Origin of the sequence: Paenibacillus sp. PAMC 26794 (assembly GCF_000316035.1) — a bacterium.
Classification (GTDB): Bacteria; Bacillota; Bacilli; order Paenibacillales; family Paenibacillaceae; genus Paenibacillus.
In genome coordinates this window covers 20,968-39,197 of the sequence record NZ_ANHX01000059.1, presented here as the reverse complement: position 1 = coordinate 39,197, position 18,230 = coordinate 20,968, and the positions used below count along the sequence as shown (strand labels likewise).

Annotated in this window: 18 protein-coding genes; 14 read left to right on the top strand and 4 right to left on the bottom strand. The window is 48.4% G+C overall.

Annotated features, from left to right (window positions below; genetic code table 11):
• Positions 1-43: 43 nt before the first annotated feature.
• The 3 genes from D829_RS31615 to nadE all read left to right on the top strand — a co-directional run bounded on the left by D829_RS31615 (position 44) and on the right by nadE (position 3,344).
• Positions 44-1,738: an ATP-binding protein gene (locus tag D829_RS31615; protein ID WP_017690789.1), complete on the top strand. Its 1,695-nt coding sequence runs from the start codon at positions 44-46 to the stop codon at positions 1,736-1,738.
• Between the two features lie 222 nt (positions 1,739-1,960).
• The gene (locus tag D829_RS0120435) at positions 1,961-2,395 is read left to right on the top strand and encodes a BrxA/BrxB family bacilliredoxin (protein WP_017690788.1); all 435 of its coding nucleotides are present in this window, start codon (positions 1,961-1,963) and stop codon (positions 2,393-2,395) included.
• A 139-nt stretch (positions 2,396-2,534) separates the two neighbouring features.
• Complete coding sequence (gene nadE, locus D829_RS0120430) at positions 2,535-3,344, top strand: ammonia-dependent NAD(+) synthetase (RefSeq protein ID WP_017690787.1); 810 nt, start codon at positions 2,535-2,537, stop codon at positions 3,342-3,344.
• Between the two features lie 124 nt (positions 3,345-3,468).
• Here nadE and D829_RS0120425 read toward each other — a convergent pair whose 3' ends face one another.
• Positions 3,469-4,284, bottom strand: coding sequence for an alpha/beta fold hydrolase (locus D829_RS0120425; RefSeq protein WP_017690786.1), 816 nt, complete (start codon positions 4,282-4,284; stop codon positions 3,469-3,471).
• A 185-nt stretch (positions 4,285-4,469) separates the two neighbouring features.
• On the opposite strand from D829_RS0120425, the gene acpS reads away from it, so the two are divergent.
• Entirely contained in the window at positions 4,470-4,868 is a 399-nt protein-coding gene (gene acpS / locus D829_RS0120420; RefSeq protein ID WP_017690785.1) for a holo-ACP synthase, read from the top strand.
• A gap of 29 nt (positions 4,869-4,897) precedes the next feature.
• Complete coding sequence (gene mutY, locus D829_RS0120415) at positions 4,898-6,262, top strand: A/G-specific adenine glycosylase (RefSeq protein WP_017690784.1); 1,365 nt, start codon at positions 4,898-4,900, stop codon at positions 6,260-6,262.
• Between the two features lie 317 nt (positions 6,263-6,579).
• Here mutY and D829_RS0120410 read toward each other — a convergent pair whose 3' ends face one another.
• The gene (locus tag D829_RS0120410; RefSeq protein ID WP_017690783.1) at positions 6,580-7,191 is read right to left on the bottom strand and encodes a superoxide dismutase; all 612 of its coding nucleotides are present in this window, start codon (positions 7,189-7,191) and stop codon (positions 6,580-6,582) included.
• Between the two features lie 418 nt (positions 7,192-7,609).
• On the opposite strand from D829_RS0120410, the gene D829_RS0120405 reads away from it, so the two are divergent.
• The 8 genes from D829_RS0120405 (at position 7,610) to D829_RS0120370 (ending at position 14,482) form a co-directional block, all read left to right on the top strand.
• Positions 7,610-8,035, top strand: coding sequence for a GNAT family N-acetyltransferase (locus D829_RS0120405; RefSeq protein ID WP_017690782.1), 426 nt, complete (start codon positions 7,610-7,612; stop codon positions 8,033-8,035).
• A gap of 324 nt (positions 8,036-8,359) precedes the next feature.
• Positions 8,360-8,965, top strand: coding sequence for a signal peptidase I (gene lepB / locus D829_RS0120400; protein WP_017690781.1), 606 nt, complete (start codon positions 8,360-8,362; stop codon positions 8,963-8,965).
• Between the two features lie 171 nt (positions 8,966-9,136).
• Positions 9,137-11,017, top strand: coding sequence for a tRNA epoxyqueuosine(34) reductase QueG (gene queG, locus D829_RS0120395; protein ID WP_017690780.1), 1,881 nt, complete (start codon positions 9,137-9,139; stop codon positions 11,015-11,017).
• A 20-nt stretch (positions 11,018-11,037) separates the two neighbouring features.
• Positions 11,038-12,069: an HD domain-containing phosphohydrolase gene (locus D829_RS0120390; RefSeq protein ID WP_017690779.1), complete on the top strand. Its 1,032-nt coding sequence runs from the start codon at positions 11,038-11,040 to the stop codon at positions 12,067-12,069.
• Between the two features lie 165 nt (positions 12,070-12,234).
• Positions 12,235-12,498, top strand: coding sequence for a YneF family protein (locus tag D829_RS0120385; RefSeq protein ID WP_017690778.1), 264 nt, complete (start codon positions 12,235-12,237; stop codon positions 12,496-12,498).
• 51 nt (positions 12,499-12,549) lie between these two features.
• Positions 12,550-13,143 (top strand): GTP cyclohydrolase I FolE, encoded by a 594-nt coding sequence (gene folE / locus D829_RS0120380; protein WP_017690777.1) that lies wholly within the window; start codon positions 12,550-12,552, stop codon positions 13,141-13,143.
• Between the two features lie 189 nt (positions 13,144-13,332).
• Entirely contained in the window at positions 13,333-14,187 is an 855-nt protein-coding gene (locus D829_RS0120375; protein WP_017690776.1) for a hypothetical protein, read from the top strand.
• 70 nt (positions 14,188-14,257) lie between these two features.
• A complete protein-coding gene (locus D829_RS0120370; RefSeq protein WP_017690775.1) occupies positions 14,258-14,482 on the top strand; it encodes a hypothetical protein in 225 nt (74 codons plus the stop codon).
• Positions 14,483-14,630: 148 nt separating this feature from the next.
• Here the strand turns inward: D829_RS0120370 and D829_RS0120365 are convergent, their stop codons facing one another.
• On the bottom strand, positions 14,631-15,911 hold the full coding sequence (locus D829_RS0120365; protein ID WP_017690774.1) for a Fe-Mn family superoxide dismutase: 1,281 nt from the start codon (positions 15,909-15,911) through the stop codon (positions 14,631-14,633).
• Between the two features lie 150 nt (positions 15,912-16,061).
• Positions 16,062-17,087, bottom strand: coding sequence for an alpha/beta fold hydrolase (locus D829_RS0120360; RefSeq protein WP_017690773.1), 1,026 nt, complete (start codon positions 17,085-17,087; stop codon positions 16,062-16,064).
• A gap of 359 nt (positions 17,088-17,446) precedes the next feature.
• On the opposite strand from D829_RS0120360, the gene D829_RS0120355 reads away from it, so the two are divergent.
• Positions 17,447-18,190, top strand: coding sequence for an IclR family transcriptional regulator (locus tag D829_RS0120355; RefSeq protein ID WP_017690772.1), 744 nt, complete (start codon positions 17,447-17,449; stop codon positions 18,188-18,190).
• Positions 18,191-18,230 lie beyond the last annotated feature (40 nt).

The following is an 18,230-nucleotide window of genomic DNA, read 5'->3' as shown; positions in this document are numbered from 1 at the left end:
GAAATACATGAGGGAATGTGCAGGCAGAGGAGGAGATGGCATTGTGGTTGCGTTAAAGGACATGCTTTTACAAGTACTGCTGGCAGGGTCGGCGGTATTTCTGATTCCCTTATTGCGTCTGGTACTCTCCAAGCGGGCTATTGCCAGAATGGAACATGCCGGAACCGTTCATACCAGTTTTGCTGTGACAAGTGTCGCGAGCATGTTATTGTGTCTGCTGTTTGCGCTCTATGCAAGCCCGATGGCCGTACCCATATCATTAAGCATCGTACCTGTGATACTTGTTATTTTGTATTGTAAGTCCGCTATAGGCGTAACGCTGTCCATTCTACATATTCTCTTCTATTTTCTTTTTGCGCATCCCTATGATTTGTACGGATTTCTCCTTCATACGGGCATTCTTCTCTATCCTATTGTATGGTTGTCTGCCAAACGATTCAAGCATAATACACCTTCACGCAAAATGGCGATCCTCATCATCCTGATTACAATGGAACTGGTTGTAACGAGTCTGTTATGGATCGCATCCCTCCAGAATGAATCCACATACTCTGCGACCTACATGATACTTACAGCACTTGGATATACCGCTGGAGCCATTGTTGCGGGCAGTCTGAGTCTGCTATGGCTGGAACGGATGAAGCACTATCGTGGGCTGGAGCAGCATCTCTCGGAAGTCCACGACCGATACATAGCCGAAACGGAGAAACTTCATCAGATTCTGAACGCAGTGCCTCTCTCCATTGCCACCGTAGATAAACAAGGCACAGTCATGTTTGTCAATGAGATGATGGAGCAAACGGCAAGGGAGCAGCTACCTTGTACCTCCACGCCTGATCTCATTGGACAGCCTGCCAGTCAATTTGTTGAACAAGGTCAGGCGGACAAGATGGATAAAAGCATTCGCAGAGCCGTCGTTCATGGTGAGATTAGTGGGTTGACCGTTCGTTACGGTGCACATGTATTTCAGTCCCGAACCGTACCGATTTATGCCTTTTCATCAGAGTCTGCGAGAGAAGTTACAGGAGCCATGCTGATCATTCAGGATATCACGGAGCTTGAGATGTTGCGAAGTGAACTGGATAATGTGGATCGTCTCAGTCTGGTGGGGCAGATGGCTGCAAGCATTACGCATGAGGTGCGTAATCCAATGGCGGTTGTGCGTGGCTTTCTTCAACTCATGCAGGAAAAGAGTCCTGACTCCCTCGATCACTATTACCGGATCGTTCTGGAAGAGCTGGACCGGGCCAACAGTATCATTAATGATTTCTTGTCTTTGGCTCAGAATCGTATTGCCGAGAAAGAAGAATCCCAGCTGCACGATATCATACATGAACTGAGTCCGTTGTTATGGGCGGATGCGAACCTGCGTGGTCAGAGTATTGAACTCATGTTGGCCCATAATGTGCCGAAGCTGCATCTCAATTCTAAGGAAATCAAACAGGTGGTGTTGAACCTGGCCCGTAACGGGATGGAAGCCATGAATGAGAAGGGTGTGCTTACGCTGGAGACACGGATAGTGGATGATAAGGTGGAACTGTGTGTACGTGACACAGGACCTGGTCTACCCAGAGTGAAGAAGGAAAAGCTGTTTGAACCTTTCTATACGACAAAAGCCAAGGGAACCGGACTTGGATTGTCTATGTGCCTGAGTATTGTGGAACGACATAATGGAACCATTACTGTGGAATCGGAGGAAGGCCAGGGCACGACCTTCAAAGTGGCATTTGAACGTTAGTCATTCAGCATATTTTGCCAGACATTGAGACATAATATTATGGAAGAAGCCTCTCCGCAGGCGGTTTCTGAATCTTGCTTTCATTGCTTATGGATGTATAATAGGAATAGCACATCATTACATCCATAATGTTCGATATGAATGTAACGTTGTTTTGGAGAGTTTATTGGCCTTTAATTTTATCGAGATCATAGAACAACCATTTATAAGGAGTGAAACCGAATGTCGATGTCATTTGATCAATACATGAAAGATATGGTTCAACCGATGCGGGATGATTTAACTCGTCTAGGAATCCAGGAGTTGCGTACTCCTGAAGAAGTGGAAGCAAGTCTTCCGGATGCAAAAGGAACAGCGCTGGTTGTCATTAACTCTGTATGCGGATGTGCCGCTGGTCAATGTCGCCCAGGTGTGTCCCAAGCACTTCAGCACGATATTACACCGGATCACCTGTACACTGTATTTGCTGGTCAGGACAAAGAAGCAACTGCAAAAGCACGTGAATTCTTTGCACCGTATCCTCCATCTTCACCGTCCATCGCTCTGATGAAAGACGGAGAACTCGTTCACTTTATCGAGCGTCATCAAGTGGAAGACCGTTCTGCAGAGGATATTGCGGCTGATCTCAAAAGTGCATTTGACCGTTACTGCCGTTAATTCGCTCCAATAGAACGCCCCGCCCTTCGGATCACCGATGCCGGGGCGTTTCATTTTGGATAGATAAGGTTATTGAACCATTCGGACCTTTCAAGCTGGACATCAAATTTCATTCATTTAGAAACGGGGTGTGTGAACGATGAGTTTGCAACAACAGATCATCGCTGAATTGAAGGTTAAACCAAGCATTAATGAAGAAGAGGAAGTACGCAAGCGTGTTGATTTTCTGAAGACGTATGTGAAAAATGCGGGTGCCAAGGGTTTGCTGATTGCGATCAGCGGCGGTATTGACAGTGCAGTGGCTACGGCGCTTTGCAAAAAAGCGACGGACGAGCTTACGCAAGAGAACAACCAAGAGTACAAAACGCTTGGTGTGTTCCAACCTTATGGTGAACAATCCGATATCGACCACAGCTACGCTGTAGCCAAAGCATACGATCTAAAGCATGTCGTGGAAACCAATATCGAAGATGCAGTTAACGAGATTGCGCTGGAAGTGGAGCAAGGTTTCAAATCCTTGGGCAGCCCACGCCATATGACTCACCAAGGCAAAGGTAATGTCAAAGCGAGAACTCGTATGGTTATGCAATATGCGCTTTCGTTTGAAGAGAACCTGCTCGTTGTAGGTACGGATCATGCGTCCGAAGCCATCACGGGATTCTATACCAAATGGGGCGATGGCGCTGTGGATATCACACCACTGAGCACCCTGAACAAACGTCAGGTACGCCAGCTGGCAGCATATCTGAACGTTCCACAGGCTGTTTTGGACAAAGCACCATCGGCAGGGCTATGGGAAGGTCAGACGGACGAAGATGAGCTGGGAATTTCGTATGAAGCGAACAGCGACTATCTCGAGGGCAAACAGATCGATCCGGCTGCACAAGAGCGCCTCGAAGCGTTCTATACGCGCACACATCACAAACGCAATGCCATTCCTGGTATCTAATACGGGTGATGAGCATGATCGTTATATAGGGAATGCAAAAGAGTCACTGCTCACGCAGTGACTCTTTTTGTTATGTGGAACGAGAAATCGCAAAAATCCAGGTGACTACTATATTAAAGATGTGTTAGCTATTCCAGTCTTTGATCTGTTGCAGGGTTTGGGTGATGGCTTGCTCCAGTTGCGGAGTGGTTTCTTCAAATGGATGTACCGTATTAAAGGTGTGGTTCCCTTCAGGTATCTGGTGCCATGGGATATCAGGGCGGGCTTGAACAAGTGCGGCAGAACCGTCCCGTAGACGCGGGGGATCTTCTGTTCCCTGAATGAGTGCGACTCGCACAGGTGAAGAAGCCAAGCGATCAATGATAGCGTAACGTTCGCTATGCTTGTCCAGGTCTTCCAGAATAGCCACGTCCAGTGGCATCTGCTGGCCTGTTCGTCCGTTAACGACATGGCTGCGGCCATGCGTACGCATTTCTTCTTTTTGCTCCGCTGTGAAGAGATCCAGATTGGTTACGCCATTCCAGGAGATGACACCTGCCACCTGCTCGGGATGATCCAGTGCATAGATGAGACTTACGCCCGCACCGCGGCTATGACCAACCAGGTATACAGGAAGTCCAGTGAATTCAGGTTGTGTAGCCACATGTTCCAGTACCAAGGCCAGATCGGCAAGCTCCCGGCTGTAGGTATTGACTGCGAACTTTTCAAGTTCAGAGAATTGCTCCAGATATTCGCCGATACCGTTGTGAGAGAAATTAAAGGTCAGCACATGATGCGTCTGGCTTAGCTGTGCAGCTGCGTAGGGGAACATGCCCCAGTCTTTGAAGCCTTTGTATCCGTGAGACAGAATGATAACACCTTGAGCGGGTTGTTGTGCAGGAAAAAAGTCGCCGCGAATGATCGCATCTACGTCAGTGGGCAATTCAAAAGTTATGGGCATTATTCAGACCTCCTAAGAATTTCAGACGATTCCTAATTCATATTTTAGCATATATGGTAATGCGGATAGGTACTCGCTTCTGATCGCCCCTCCTGCTACAATAGAATACGTGTTCGGAGAGTTACGGATCATGTGATTGAATGGAGATCTTTTACAGTATAAAAGATTAAGCGGGTGAAGCGTTGATGATATATGGCATTGGTAATGATGTGCTGGAGATTGGACGTATGCGGAAGTTATTGTCCGGTCGCCATGCGGAAGCTTTTCTGAAACGAATTTTAACGCCAGCAGAGCGGGAGATCGCGGTTCGTCGAGGGAAGCGGATGACGGAGTTTATATCCGGTCGATTTGCAGCGAAAGAAGCGGTGTCTAAGGCATTTGGCTGCGGTATTGGTGGTGTCATGGGATTCACTGACATTGAGGTGCTGCCTGATGGGACAGGACGTCCCGTGGCCTCGCTGTCCAGTCAAGCCTGGGAACGTCTGCAGCTGCCATATGATAAGCAATATGACATTCATTTGAGTATTACACATCAGACGGAATTGGCAGCGGCCTTTGCGATCGTGGAACAGATGGAAAAGTAGTTAGCTTGGCAATAGGAGAGGACGGAAATATGGGTTTACAGGAACAGAAACGACATTTCAGCGTGAATTTGCTGGACTGGTATATGGTCAACCGACGGGATTTGCCGTGGCGTCGCCACAACAATCCGTATTTTACATGGGTATCGGAGATTATGCTTCAGCAGACTCGGGTAGATACGGTAATTCCGTATTTCAATCGTTTTATCGGGAATTTCCCGACCGTGCAAGCTTTAGCGGAGGCACCCGAAGAGGATGTGTTGAAAAATTGGGAGGGACTCGGTTATTACTCCCGTGCACGTAATCTTCAGGCAGCCGCGAGACAAGTCATGGAGCTGCACGGAGGCGAGATGCCGCAGGACAAGCCGGCTGTCTTTGCATTAAAAGGGGTGGGCCCGTATACTGCCGGGGCCATTCTCAGCATTGCCTTCAACCAGCCGCAGCCTGCGGTAGATGGCAATGTCATGCGGGTACTGTCCCGATACTTCCTCATCGATGAGGACATTATGAAGGGCAGCACCCGGGTGTTGATGGAAGAGCTCGCAGGAGAGCTCATTCCGGAAGGGCGGGCGCGTGATTTCAATCAGGCGCTGATGGAGCTTGGTGCGCTGGTGTGTACACCCAAAGCGCCGCACTGCCTGACTTGCCCGGTCATGGAGCAATGTTCCGGCCGCATCGCCGGAAGAGAGCTTACACTGCCGGTCAAGACCAAGGCGAAGCCGCCGCGCCCTGAGCAGCGGCTGGTCGCGATTGTGGAGGGCCGCGGTGCTCATCGCGGCCAAGTGCTTGTGCGCCAGCGCCCAGACACGGGCCTATTGGCCCGCATGTGGGAGCTGCCGCATGTGCTCGCGGCGCCCGCCGCAGCGAGCAAGAAGGCGGCGCCGCTGGCGGATGAGCCGGCCATGGCATTGCTGGCCGGCAGTCTGTGGGCGGAAGGCTTCGCTGCCCGCCCGGAAGGGCTGGCTACCCATGCGGAGCATGTGTTCAGCCACATTGTCTGGAGCCTGCAGGTGTACAAGTGTACCGAGCAGGACCAGAGCAGTGAGCTTCCGCTGATCGCAGCGGAAGCCAGAGCCGCCTACGATGCACAGGCGGCAACAAGGCAGGGCACAGCCTCATCATCAGCTGTGTCACCTGAGTCAGACACAACGCATTCATCGGAGCCAGGCACGCCTAATGCGCAGAATACCTTAACATCGCTTAACGATGGAGAGATGTTGGCACCATCTGATGTTAGTGACCTAGCGCTGAGCACTGCGACACTGACAGGTAAAGGCGATGGCTTGACCTACCGCTGGATCGGTCCGGAAGATATGGACAAGATGGCATTCCCGAATATATTTCTGAAGCTGATCAGCAGTTATTTTGCCGGTGCGTATGATCAAGTGAATGAGTAGATGGGGGAGCTAACGAACTCCAGAGGTCTTATCATGTGGATAAACGACAATTATAAATTCTAACGAACCTGAGTGACGTTATCATAGCTCAAATCAACCCAAAAGTGCGCATCCAAGCCCGTATTTGGGGAAATAGCTACTCTGAGATTCGTTAGGTTCGCGATACGATGAAATATGGAGCAATAGCGTGTCTTGGGTTCGTTAGAAACAAAACACCCATTAACTCTAACTATAGCGATAGCAAAAATAGAGCCTGATCACGGTCACGACGACCGAATCAGGCTCTATTTTATGTTAACTGTTGCATGCTAACAGTCTTATTTTGCAGAAGCGTAACGTTTGTTCACTTCATCCCAGTTGATTACATTCCAGAAAGCGGCGATGTAGTCAGGACGTTTGTTTTGGTAGTTCAGGTAGTAAGCGTGCTCCCATACATCCAGACCCAGAACCGGAGTCAGACCTTCGAAGAGAGGGCTGTCTTGGTTAGGTGTGCTAGTGATGGACAACTTGCCATCTTTGCCAACTACGAGCCAAGCCCAGCCGGAACCGAAGCGAGTTGTAGCTGCTTTAGCGAAATCTTCTTTGAATTTATCATAGCCACCCAGTTCGCTATCGATTGCTGCTGCGATATCGCCTGTAGGAGCGCCGCCGCCGTTAGGTCCGATGATTTCCCAGAACAAGCTGTGGTTAGCATGTCCACCACCATTGTTGCGAACCGCTGTGCGGATGCCTTCAGGTACGCTGTCAAGGTTAGCAATCAGATCTTCCAAGCTTTTTTCTTGCAGTTCAGGAGCGCTTTCCAGAGCTGCGTTCAAGTTAGTTACATAAGTATTGTGATGGCGATCGTGGTGGATTTCCATCGTTTTTGCATCGATATGTGGTTCCAGTGCGTCGTTAGCGTAAGGAAGTGCTGGTAATTGAAAAGTCATAATGAAATACCTCCTGAGATTTTAGTTTTTTTGAAAACAGGTACATATGTAATAATACCCTTGCCACTAATATTAAACCGCATTCGAGCTAATTAAGCAACATTTTTGTTTATTAAGTCCCCCGAGTTGTTGATCTAATGATGGGCCAGAGACAACAAACATATTTTACCCTTTATTCAACTATTTATGTGTTTTCAGACGTTAAAATGGATGTAAAGTTTAATATTCGTATGTAAACGGTTACAATTAAGCGCTTTCAAAAGAAAATGCGTGTTTTATGGAGAAAAGTATGGTTTAATTGACGAAGAAGCGGTATTTTCTCGTTTTTTGTCATTATATGAACATTGGGTTTTTGGTAAAAAGGGATTCCCTTTTTGTAAAAACCTCATCTAAGCTAACGAAAAGGGAGATTTAAGACATGCACGTTCGTTCCTTTCAGTTGAGTGATGCAAGCCAGATGACGGAGCTTCTCCAGGTTGCACTATCGGAAGAGTGTTATGAGAACACGATGGGCCCGTTTGCCCGTCAATTGTCATGGGATTCTGACCTGATCATGGTTGCTGAAGAAGAGGGAGACCTCGTCGGCGCTTTGATCGGTACGATTGATCACAACCAAGGTTGCATCTACCGTATTGCGGTACATCCAGACTATCGTCGCCGTGGAGTCGGCAAAACACTTGTCGAGGCTATGGAACAGCGGTTCCAGCAGCGTAAAGTCAGCCAGGTATGGGTGGCGGGTGATGAGCACAACAAAGTAGCCATGCCTCTATATGAAGCAATGGGTTACGGTGCCAATCAGATTATGAGCGCTTTCCAGACTCTTAGTATTTTGTCTAAAGCTTAGTTTGCATGTTTAAAAAGAAATAAAAAAAGATGTTCATTTCATATTAGGCATATCTCTTTAACGTGTAAGAACGTGAGGGATGTGCCTTTCTATTTATATGAGTGTTCTTCACGTCATATTCCTCTGGTTTTCTCATTTTCTAACATACTTCGGAGTCTCCGAATTCTATTTAAATTAACGCGACTATCCCGGCTGTATTCATAATATTCAAGGTATTGGTGCTCATAACCAATTGTTTCACTCCCTCAAATGAAGTAGACTGAAAGGGAGTATGATCACCATGTTACAAGTTTAATTCAACTAATTAATAAATGAGGTGTCCCTTTGAATCCCAATAATCATTCAATGGAACATGTGGCTTCCGAGCAACATAATGAACCGTCAAAGCCTGAACAACCGGGGAAATCCTGGGTTGTCGAGCTGTGGGACTGGGTCAAAACGATTGTTGTTGCTTTTGTAATCATGATGATGCTGAACCTGTTTGTGTTCAATCTGTCGATGGTCAAGGGACAGTCCATGCAGCCGACACTGGTTGAGAGAGATCGCCTTTTCGTCAACAAAATCGTATACCATCTGGGTACTCCTTCCCTATCAGATGTGATCGTACTTCGTGATCCAAGCGAAGGCGTGGAGAAGAAGGATTTTCTGGTGAAACGGATCGTTGGACTTCCGGGAGATACAATTGAGGTTAGGGATCACCATCTATATGTGAACGGCGAGCAACAAGCGGAAACGTACACCGATATTGAGGTGCAGGACCCTGATTTTGGCCCAATCACATTGGAGCCGGATCATTTCTTCGTGATGGGGGATAATCGTCATGAAGGCAAAAGTAAGGATAGCCGAGTGTTTGGCAGTATTACATCCGACCAGATTGTAGGCAAGGCTGAATTTATTTTCTGGCCGTTTTCTGAATTGAAGAAATTGTGAAATGCTGACAGGACAACAACTTCAGACTTCATTTTGCGTTAAACCATATAGACTCATTCCGTTTGAATTCAAGTATGCAAGGCATATATAGAAATTAACGCCTGTCCTCTTACCGTGAGGCGGGCGTTCACTATTTACGGAATAAGTGTCGGAAGAAGAGAGGGAAGAAAAATGACGAGCGTACAGACCGGGGCAGCACAGGATGCCTCCGTATGGGAGAAGTTAAAACAGGAGATCAAGGCAGCTGGCCCCGGACTGGGCATTGATGATATCGGATTTGCTTCGGCTGATCCCTTTGTTTCCCTGAAGTCGCTGCTGGAGCAGTCGCGGGATAAGGGGTATGCTTCAGGCTTTGAAGAGCCGGATATTGAAAAAAGGGTGCACCCCGCCTTAAAAGATGGCGAGCCCGCTTCACTTATTGCAATAGCCGTGGCATACCCATCCAAGATGGTAAATCCACCGAAGTCGGAGCCTGGTGCGTATCGAGGCATTTTTGCCCGTTCGGCTTGGGGTCAGGATTATCATCAGGTCCTGCGTGTAGCGATGGACAAGCTGGTAAACTTTATACGTGAACGTGTACCTGAGGCCATGATCGAAAGCATGGTAGACACCGGAGCACTGGTAGATCGTGCGGTGTCCCAGCGTGCGGGGATTGGTTTTAGCGCCAAAAACTGTGCCATTATATCACCCAAATTCGGTTCATGGATTTTTCTCGGAGAACTGGTAACGAATATTCCTTTTCAACCAGACACACCTGTGACCGAAGACTGCGGTGAATGTACAAAATGTATTGATGCCTGTCCTACAGGAGCATTGGTGGGGCCGGGGCAGTTGAATTCACAGCGTTGTATTTCTTTTGTAACCCAGACGAAAGGGTTTGTGGATGAAGAATTTATGCTGAAAATAGGCAACCGTCTGTACGGTTGTGACACGTGTCAGATTGTCTGTCCGAAGAACCGGGGCAAGAACTGGGATCACCATCCCGAGTTTCACCCCGATCCGGAGATTGTGAAGCCACTCCTGCTGCCGCTGCTGGACATCGGTAACCGGGAATTCAAGGAACGTTTCGGTCAGAGTTCCGCCGCTTGGCGGGGCAAGAAGCCGATTCAACGCAACGCCGTTATTGCCCTGGGCAATTTCAAAGACAAAAGTGCTGTACCCAAACTTACAGAAGTACTAAAACGTGATCCGCGCCCGGAGTTGCGGGGAACCGCAGCCTGGGCGTTAAGCAGAATTGGAGGAGAAGACGCCATGAGAGCAATTGGGGAAGCTGCCGCTAACGAACAAGATGGGAACGTACTAAGCATGCTGCAGAAGGCCGAGGAGCGACTGAGTTCGTCCGAGACCTTACCCAAACAGCCACAGGCTGGACAAGTGAGTGAGAAACAGCCAGAGGAACAGAACAACGAGAACAATGCCTTGCGTGCGTTACAACAGGATTTGAAAATGGAAGCTGGGATTGAACCGGGTAGTGAGCAGTCTGCACAGCCTGCCAAACCGGAAGCCGCAGCGTGGAAACCTTCAGCCGTTACGGGTCTTCATGGCAAGCCCGTATACTACGACGAGGTACTGACACCGATTGGCACTCTTACGTTATGCGCGACGGATGAAGGACTGTGTCACATCGATTTTGGCGCCTTTCACGTACGCGAAGCTCATCTGCAACAATGGGCACGCATCTGGATTGGCGAGTATCGATATGAGAAGAATGAAGAGAAGCTCAGCGAAGCTGCAAAGCAGGTACAGCAGTATTTTGCAGGGGAGAGAAAAACGTTCGACTTGCAGCTTGATCGGCTTGGAACACCATTCCAGCTACAAGTATGGCAAGTTCTGTCCGATATACCTTATGGAGAGGCCTCATCACACCAACAGGTTGCGGAAATCATCGGCAGACCCAAGGCTGTTCGTGCAGTTCTGGACGCCATTAGCAAGAATCCGATTCCGATTATTATTCCCTGTCACCGTATCAGTGGTAAAGACGGTACCCTGGTGGGTTATGTAGGCGGTCTGCAAACCAAGGAGCAATTGCTCGCATTGGAGCAGCTATCGTAACGTAAGAGCGGGGGACGTTCATGAAGTATGTAAACGTGGAGAGCGTGGAAGCGGGGGAGCTTCTGGGCAAGACGGTATATTCCAGTAACGGCACGGTACTGCTGTCTGCCGGAGTCCAGCTCACCGTATACATGGTCAATACGCTGAAGCGTATTGGCGTGACCATGTTATACATCCAGGATGAAGCGTATAAAGATGTGGATGCAGAAGACATTCTGGATGAAACCACGAAACGGGCAATAATTAACGAAATGAGTGTCACACTCGAATCCATTCGATCTGGGAAAGACTGGAGTCCGAGAAAGGTTGCCCTCAGTATAGAGAAGTTGCTGAATGATGTACTGAACGGGCGTGAAATGCTTGTGCAGCTCACCGATATTCGTACTAAAGACAATGCACAGTATGTTCATGCGATGAATGTATGTTTGTTGTCTTCGGTCATCGGACTGAATATGGGACTCAATTATAATCAACTGAAGGACCTTGCTGTGGGGGCATTATTGCATGATATTGGCAAAGTGGGGGAACCTCCTGGCAGTGGCTCTGCTGCAAATTCTTCGCTGCACCATACATGGCGTGGATTTGAAGTGATTAAGAACAAACGGGAGTTCAGTCTGTTGGTCGCCCATACGGCCCTGCAACATCATGAGCATGTAGATGGTACAGGCATGCCGAGAGGGATCAAGGGGAGTGACATTCATCTGTTTGCGAGAATCGTTAGTGTGGCTAATATCTATGATAATCTCATTAATGGTTTATCCAAGGACAGTTTGATGCCACATGAGGCCTGTGAAGAGATGATGGCGTTGTCTGGTACAAAGCTGGATCGGGACATTCTGATTGAGTTCAACAAGAGTGTATCCGTGTATCCCAATGGTACAGCGGTACGACTGTCCACCAAAGAGACTGGAGTCATTGTGCGTCAACATCGGGGATTGCCCGGCAGACCTGTAATCAGGGTGGCGCGCGGAAGTACGCGTTATTCTCTGGATGTAGTTGAAATTGATCTGGCTCAGCATACAACCGTTTTCATTGAAGCCGTCATGACGTAGCTTGCGTGCGGTTCAACTGGAAAATCCGTTTGCTCAAGGCGTGCGGAAATGCTATGATACTTTCAGGAAATCCGCTCTGTGTCAGGTTTGCAACATGTGTGTCGAACATCATGAAGTGACACGGATTATCAGGCTTTTTAGAATGCATACAGAGGTGTCTAAGAGATGGATATTGTTATACCGATTATTACATTGATTGTTGGTCTGGTCGGGGGATTTTTCATCGGGGTGTTCTACTTGCGTAAACAACTTGAGAAAATGCAAAGCAATCCGGACATGCTTCAGAAAATGGCGAAGCAAATGGGCTACAACCTGAATGGCAAGCAAATGCAGCGTGCCCAGCAGATGATGAAGAATCAGCAGCCAGGAGCGAAAATGCCTCAGCCGCAACAGCATCCTGCGCGTAAAAGTTCGGGCCGCCGAAAATAATAGCAGGGAATAACTGCTTACCTTATGTGGTTCGAAAGGAGGCGTTTGGCAGTGGCTGGCGTTAAAGATTATATGAATTCAAAAGTATCCGACAATCGGGAAAAGATCGAGTATCATGTAGAGCAGATCCTGAAATTGATCGGAGAAGATAGTACACGTGAAGGGCTGCTTGAAACGCCTGCACGTGTGACCCGAATGTATGAAGAAATTTTTGGCGGATATGACGTAGACCCGCGCGATGTGCTCGGTGTCACGTTTGACGAGAATCATGAAGAACTGGTTATCGTCAAGGATATTGTCTACTACAGTCAGTGTGAGCACCACATGGCGCCGTTCTTCGGCAAGGTACACATTGGGTATGTACCAAGCGGCAAGATCGTTGGTTTGAGCAAAATGGCTCGTCTGGTCGAAGCAGTAACACGTCGCCTGCAAGTTCAGGAACGTATTACTTCACAGATCGCTGACATTCTGACAGAGGCCGTTGAGCCTCACGGAGTTATGGTCGTTGTGGAAGGCGAGCACTTGTGCATGTGTTCCCGCGGCGTGAAGAAACCGGGAAGCAAGACGGTAACGTCTGCTGTACGTGGTTCTTTCCGTGAGAATCCGGCACAACGTGCGGAGTTCTTGTCTTTGGTGAAAGATTAAGATCAGGTATGTCCACTCGTTGGACAAGCCGGATGTGTAAGTTCCTTTGGTTTTGGAAGCAGCAGTTTCTAAGCCATAGGATGTGATATAAATAAGCCGTGTTCCCTAGGAACCGGCTTATTTATATATGCGTTGTCATTCCTATATACTGGATACATATGAATTCGTTAAGCCGGAGGTAATGGAACGATGAGTGTACCTTCCCATTCAGATCAACCGGTTCAGCCGGAAAAGGGACTACAGACAGATAAACAGGCTACATTGCGTCTGCAAATCTGGGAGACACCACTCACGCGACAAGGTAGTAGTGTACTCGAAGCTTTTGCTTGGGAAGAAGTTATGTGCAGGCGGGTTGGGGCAGGGCATCTACCTGTTGCACATATATGGAGACACCCAGATGCCTTTGTAGCGGGTCTGCGTGACCGCAGGTTGCCACAGGCTGTAGAAGCGATGGAACAGATTAGAAGCCAAGGGACAGCGGTCTGTGTTCGGCCTTCCGGTGGAGCGGCAGTACCCTTGAACCCAGGGGTAGTTAATGTGTCACTGATTCTGCCTAATCCCGGACATGCCATCAATATTCATGATGATTTCCGGGAGATGGCTTCGATTATTGCCGAGTCGCTAACGCCGTGGTCGAATCAGGCGCAGACAGGCGAGGTTCAGGGTGCTTTTTGCCCGGGAGATTATGATGTCAGTGTAGGTGGGCTGAAATTCTGTGGTATTGCCCAGCGCAGGCAGGCAAAGGCGTATATTATTACTGCTTTTATCATCGTGGACGGTCAGGGTGATCAATTGGCAGCAGATGTGCGACAATTCTATCAGCATGCAGCAGGTGGGGCGAGTGAAGGATATCCTGATGTTCAGCCTGGCACGATGGCAAGTCTGAAAGAATTGGCAGGTGTACCTTCAGCTGCGGCATATACTGCGGCTTTGGTTCGGACACTGCGCGATCGCTATCCACAGGCGGAGACCGGCAGGGTGCTTAGCGTTGGCTCTGAAGAAGTACGCCTGACAGCTGAGCAGATGAAGCTGCGCTACGATTAACACTTTTTACTAGGGCTTGGAATTGGTTAATAGAGATGATATGATGTGATTTCGGAAGGAGAGTGTTAGGATGGACACATTGAGATATACGTATTTATATGAGGTTGTATCATCAGGCGAAAAATCCGAGTTCAGCCAAATGGCAACAAGCAAGGAAGAGGCTGCTGCACTGATCGTTGCACGTATAGCCGATCTGGAGTTTACAGATGAGTCTGATATCAAGCTGGGCGATCTGATCTCCATTAGCAAACAGGTTGGCGACAACTATGTGGCGTGCGAGGGCTGTGCTTCTTAAGTGAACATTTAGAAATAGGAAGTCTCTCAAAATACAAGCAAGTCTCTTTTTACAGGAGGCTTGCTTTTTTGTATACACCAAAAAGAGATATCGTTCAGTCATTCGGCTGGAGATATCTCTTTTTCTCTAATCCATCTAACTCCAAGCCTTAATAAGGCGGCCACAACAACTTGCGTGCCGTTTCGTAACGCTCGGCAACAGCGGGCCAGTAGACAACATTCCACCAATCCTCGATATACTTTTTGCGTTCGTTTTGATGTTTCAGATAGTAGGCATGTTCCCACACATCCAGTGGCAGGAGCGGTACGATATCGGACTGGGACAGGTTCTGGTGTTTTTCCGCCTGCAAAATCTCCAAACGATGTGCTCTCGGGCTCCAGACAAGCATCGCCCAGCCACTGCCTTCCACCTTGTTCGCGGCTTCTGTGAATTGATTCTTAAACGCTTCATAACTCCCGAAATCTCGCTTGATCTGCTCTGCCAGCATACCGGAAGGTTTGCCGCCGCCAGCAGGATTCATAATTGTCCAGAAGATCGTATGCAGGTAGTGGCCTGCCCCATTGAAGGCGAGTTCACGTTCCCAATGTTTGATGAGTTCAAAGTTATTCTTTTTTCGCGATTCCGCCAGCTTCTTCTCTGCTACATTTAGTCCATCCACATAAGATTGATGGTGTTTGTCATGATGGATACGCATCGTCAGCTCATCAATATGTGGCTCCAGCGCATTGTACGCATAGGGAAGGGGAGGCAGTGTGTGTCCTCCAATGGGAACCGGCTTTTCTTTTACGGGAGGTGCTGTAGAGCTGGGTGTGGCTTGTGTTGTTCCGGTAGAAGGCGGTTGAATGGTTGCGGATTGGATCTGAGCTGAAGCGGCAGGTGCATTTATATTCCCCTCTGGAGAAGTTGGAGCTTCTGAAGCTTGGCGATGCATGCTTCCTGACCCTGACGTATGCAACGCATTTTCCAGAAAAAGTGACGGCTCCGAATCCGTTTCACGCAAGATGCCAGGTTGGCCAAGCGTATCCAATACGCCCAGAAAATACTCTGATTCGCGGATAAAATGCAGAATGAGTACTTTGGCAAGCGGAACAGCTTGCACAGCAGCACTTTGTTCCAGAAGAACATACAGCTGTTTGATGAACTCTCTCGATTGCTGCCGAGCTGCCAACACAAGTTGATCAATACAACGAACAATGTAGGGAGCAGGCGGATGGGTTCCAGGCAATAGTTGTTTTAAAAGCTGATTGGCTACTCGCTCACTGTTTGCAAAGGTAACCTCCCATTCCTCCAGTAACTTGACGTATGGGGGCTCCAGATCAGGAACCAGGGCACGAATGACGAGTGTATGTTCTTTCTCCTGCTCTTTCCAGAAACGGATTTCCTCCAATGTCCGCAGAGGCAGCAGGTGACCATATCCATACCAGTTCATCTATGTTGAACCTCCTTCAGATGAAATTCATTGCATGAAGACTGTCTGTTCATGCGTCCCAAGAGTATATTCCGCGAGCTTGTTGTCCTATGAGTGCAAAAAAAAAGAGCCCCTGAGGGCTCTGGAAAAAATTCAATGATTGAAATTTGGTTATTCTCCATTATTCGTGTTTTGCACATCGTCACTGCTTGTTTTCGTTACATGACTCAGGAAAGTTGAGACACGGCGCAGATATTCCTTTGGATGCTCCCGGAAGATCAACTCATGATGCGCATCCTGGACAATCCATACATCCGAGTACGGATTGGTCTGGTTGGCGGCAAGTTGCTCCGCAATTGGATAAGGCGCCTTCTCGTCCTCTGTACCATGGATGAAGAAAATTGGGAACGGATAATCTTCCTTTTTCACTTTCTGGTATGGAATCTGTTGCAATCCGGTACCATTCAGAACAGGGAACAACAGATTCATGATCTCCAGTGTAGGCTGACGCGGGAGATCGATCTGGTTATGAATGTTGTGGTACAGCGTATCCGGCTCAAGCAGGAACGTACTGTCCAGAATCATTGCATCCACTTCCTGTGTAATCAGTCCGGTTTGAAGCGCCGTACCGGCACCCATGGAGAAACCCCAGACAACCAGTTCCTGCGCACCGCGCTGCTTGGCGAACTGAATGGCACCCAGCAATTGCTGTGACTCAGCTTTGCCACCTGTGGCTACAGCTTTGTTCACCTGTGAGGCGAAGCCATAATCGAACATGACCACGTTGAACCCAAGTTGATGGGCATAGTGTGCCAGGTCATACATGGGTACCCATGTTTCTTCACGATTGGCACCATAGCCGTGACTGAAAATAATCGTTTTGCTTGCAGCATTGTCAGCAGGTATATACCATCCCTGCATCGTCCGGCTGCCATCTGCTGCCGGGAACGTGATGTCTTCGTACTTCATGTTCTTGGCCTGCATTGGATTGGAGAAGACCGGTGCTACAGTAGGATTGGATAATACCCATGCGATATAACCATGCAGTGCAATAAAACAAAACAGTAGAAAAAATACAACGGAGAGCAGCAACGCTACGATAATATGTTTGAACCGAATCAGCCTCGGTGATAGGGAAGAGGGCAGATCGGACACTTTTGTATGCAGCGGGGCTTCGCTCTGGGATGTTTGATACATGAATGCCCCTCCTTTGAAGTTCAGTTGAAGATAACAACGACATGAAAAGAGAATTGCGTCGATTTCAGAGCCTGCTTCAGAGCGATATCTTAATGTAATATATCTTTATCGTATGTTCCAATATAGTCAAAGTCAATTGATTGAGGGCATTTGTTACGCAATTGTTATATAGTTCTTAAGATATATGGGTAACATTCCCTTAGTGTGTAAATTACAGGGTATTAAGTCTTATAAAAAGGATAAATTTACACGTTGGCCTATTTCGATTTTGGCTCTTTTTGGTTTACAGATGAGACCGTTTCTCATATAATTTATGTAACCAAGTTTCATGTGATGAAACATGAGGAGGGCATTATGCCATGGAAGATCGTAAGTTAACCGTCCGGGCTGTGGAACGGGCGCTGGATATATTATTATGTTTTACCACACGCAGTGATCTGGGACTCACCGAAATTGCCAGCCAGATCGGCCTGCACAAAAGTACAGTGCACCGTTTGATGGCTACGCTGGAGGATCGAGGGTTCGTGATCCGCGATGCAGCAACAGAGAAGTACCGACTTGGCATCCGAATCTGGGAGCTGTCAGCTCATATGTCCCGCAGTGATGATCCGGCTATACTGCTGTTGCCTGCAATGGAGCGACTGAGAGATCGATTGGGGGAGACCGTGAGTCTGTATCTGCGTGATGGCAGTGAACGGATTCGGATTCAGGCTGTGCAAAGTGATCAGGCGATCCGCCGTGTCGCTCCTGTTGGCGTTAGACTCCCGCTGTCTGTTGGCGCTTCCAGCAAAGTCCTGATGGCTTTTGCCACGGACGAGGATCGTGAAGAACTGATGAACGGGCCGGAATGGCCGGTGTTTATTGATCCGGCGGTGTATTTGGCGCAAATGGGAGACATCCGGGATAACGGATATGCGACGAGTTATGAGGAACGTGAGCCGGGAGCTGCCGCGGTATCTGTACCGATTATGGATCGCAGAGGCAATATTGCAGCTGCCCTCTCGGTCTCAGGGCCTGTCAGTCGACTCTCGCAGGAGACATTGCATGAATACGCACCTGTGTTGAAGGATGCTGCTACGCAGATGGGGCTCATGTTATCCTGATGTTGAGGTAAGTTTTTTCTCCAATTGAGTTGGTGTTCTG

Coding starts and splice junctions, on each gene's coding strand:
- nadE (WP_017690787.1), top strand. CDS start 2,535: ATGAGTTTGCAACAACAGATCATCGCTGAATTGAAGGTTAAACCAAGC.
- D829_RS0120385 (WP_017690778.1), top strand. CDS start 12,235: ATGGATATTGTTATACCGATTATTACATTGATTGTTGGTCTGGTCGGG.
- D829_RS0120375 (WP_017690776.1), top strand. CDS start 13,333: ATGAGTGTACCTTCCCATTCAGATCAACCGGTTCAGCCGGAAAAGGGA.
- mutY (WP_017690784.1), top strand. CDS start 4,898: ATGGGTTTACAGGAACAGAAACGACATTTCAGCGTGAATTTGCTGGAC.
- queG (WP_017690780.1), top strand. CDS start 9,137: ATGACGAGCGTACAGACCGGGGCAGCACAGGATGCCTCCGTATGGGAG.
- D829_RS0120370 (WP_017690775.1), top strand. CDS start 14,258: ATGGACACATTGAGATATACGTATTTATATGAGGTTGTATCATCAGGC.
- D829_RS0120410 (WP_017690783.1), bottom strand. CDS start 7,191: ATGACTTTTCAATTACCAGCACTTCCTTACGCTAACGACGCACTGGAA.
- D829_RS0120365 (WP_017690774.1), bottom strand. CDS start 15,911: ATGAACTGGTATGGATATGGTCACCTGCTGCCTCTGCGGACATTGGAG.
- D829_RS0120425 (WP_017690786.1), bottom strand. CDS start 4,284: ATGCCCATAACTTTTGAATTGCCCACTGACGTAGATGCGATCATTCGC.
- acpS (WP_017690785.1), top strand. CDS start 4,470: ATGATATATGGCATTGGTAATGATGTGCTGGAGATTGGACGTATGCGG.
- D829_RS0120435 (WP_017690788.1), top strand. CDS start 1,961: ATGTCGATGTCATTTGATCAATACATGAAAGATATGGTTCAACCGATG.
- D829_RS0120405 (WP_017690782.1), top strand. CDS start 7,610: ATGCACGTTCGTTCCTTTCAGTTGAGTGATGCAAGCCAGATGACGGAG.
- D829_RS0120360 (WP_017690773.1), bottom strand. CDS start 17,087: ATGTATCAAACATCCCAGAGCGAAGCCCCGCTGCATACAAAAGTGTCC.
- D829_RS0120390 (WP_017690779.1), top strand. CDS start 11,038: ATGAAGTATGTAAACGTGGAGAGCGTGGAAGCGGGGGAGCTTCTGGGC.
- D829_RS0120355 (WP_017690772.1), top strand. CDS start 17,447: ATGGAAGATCGTAAGTTAACCGTCCGGGCTGTGGAACGGGCGCTGGAT.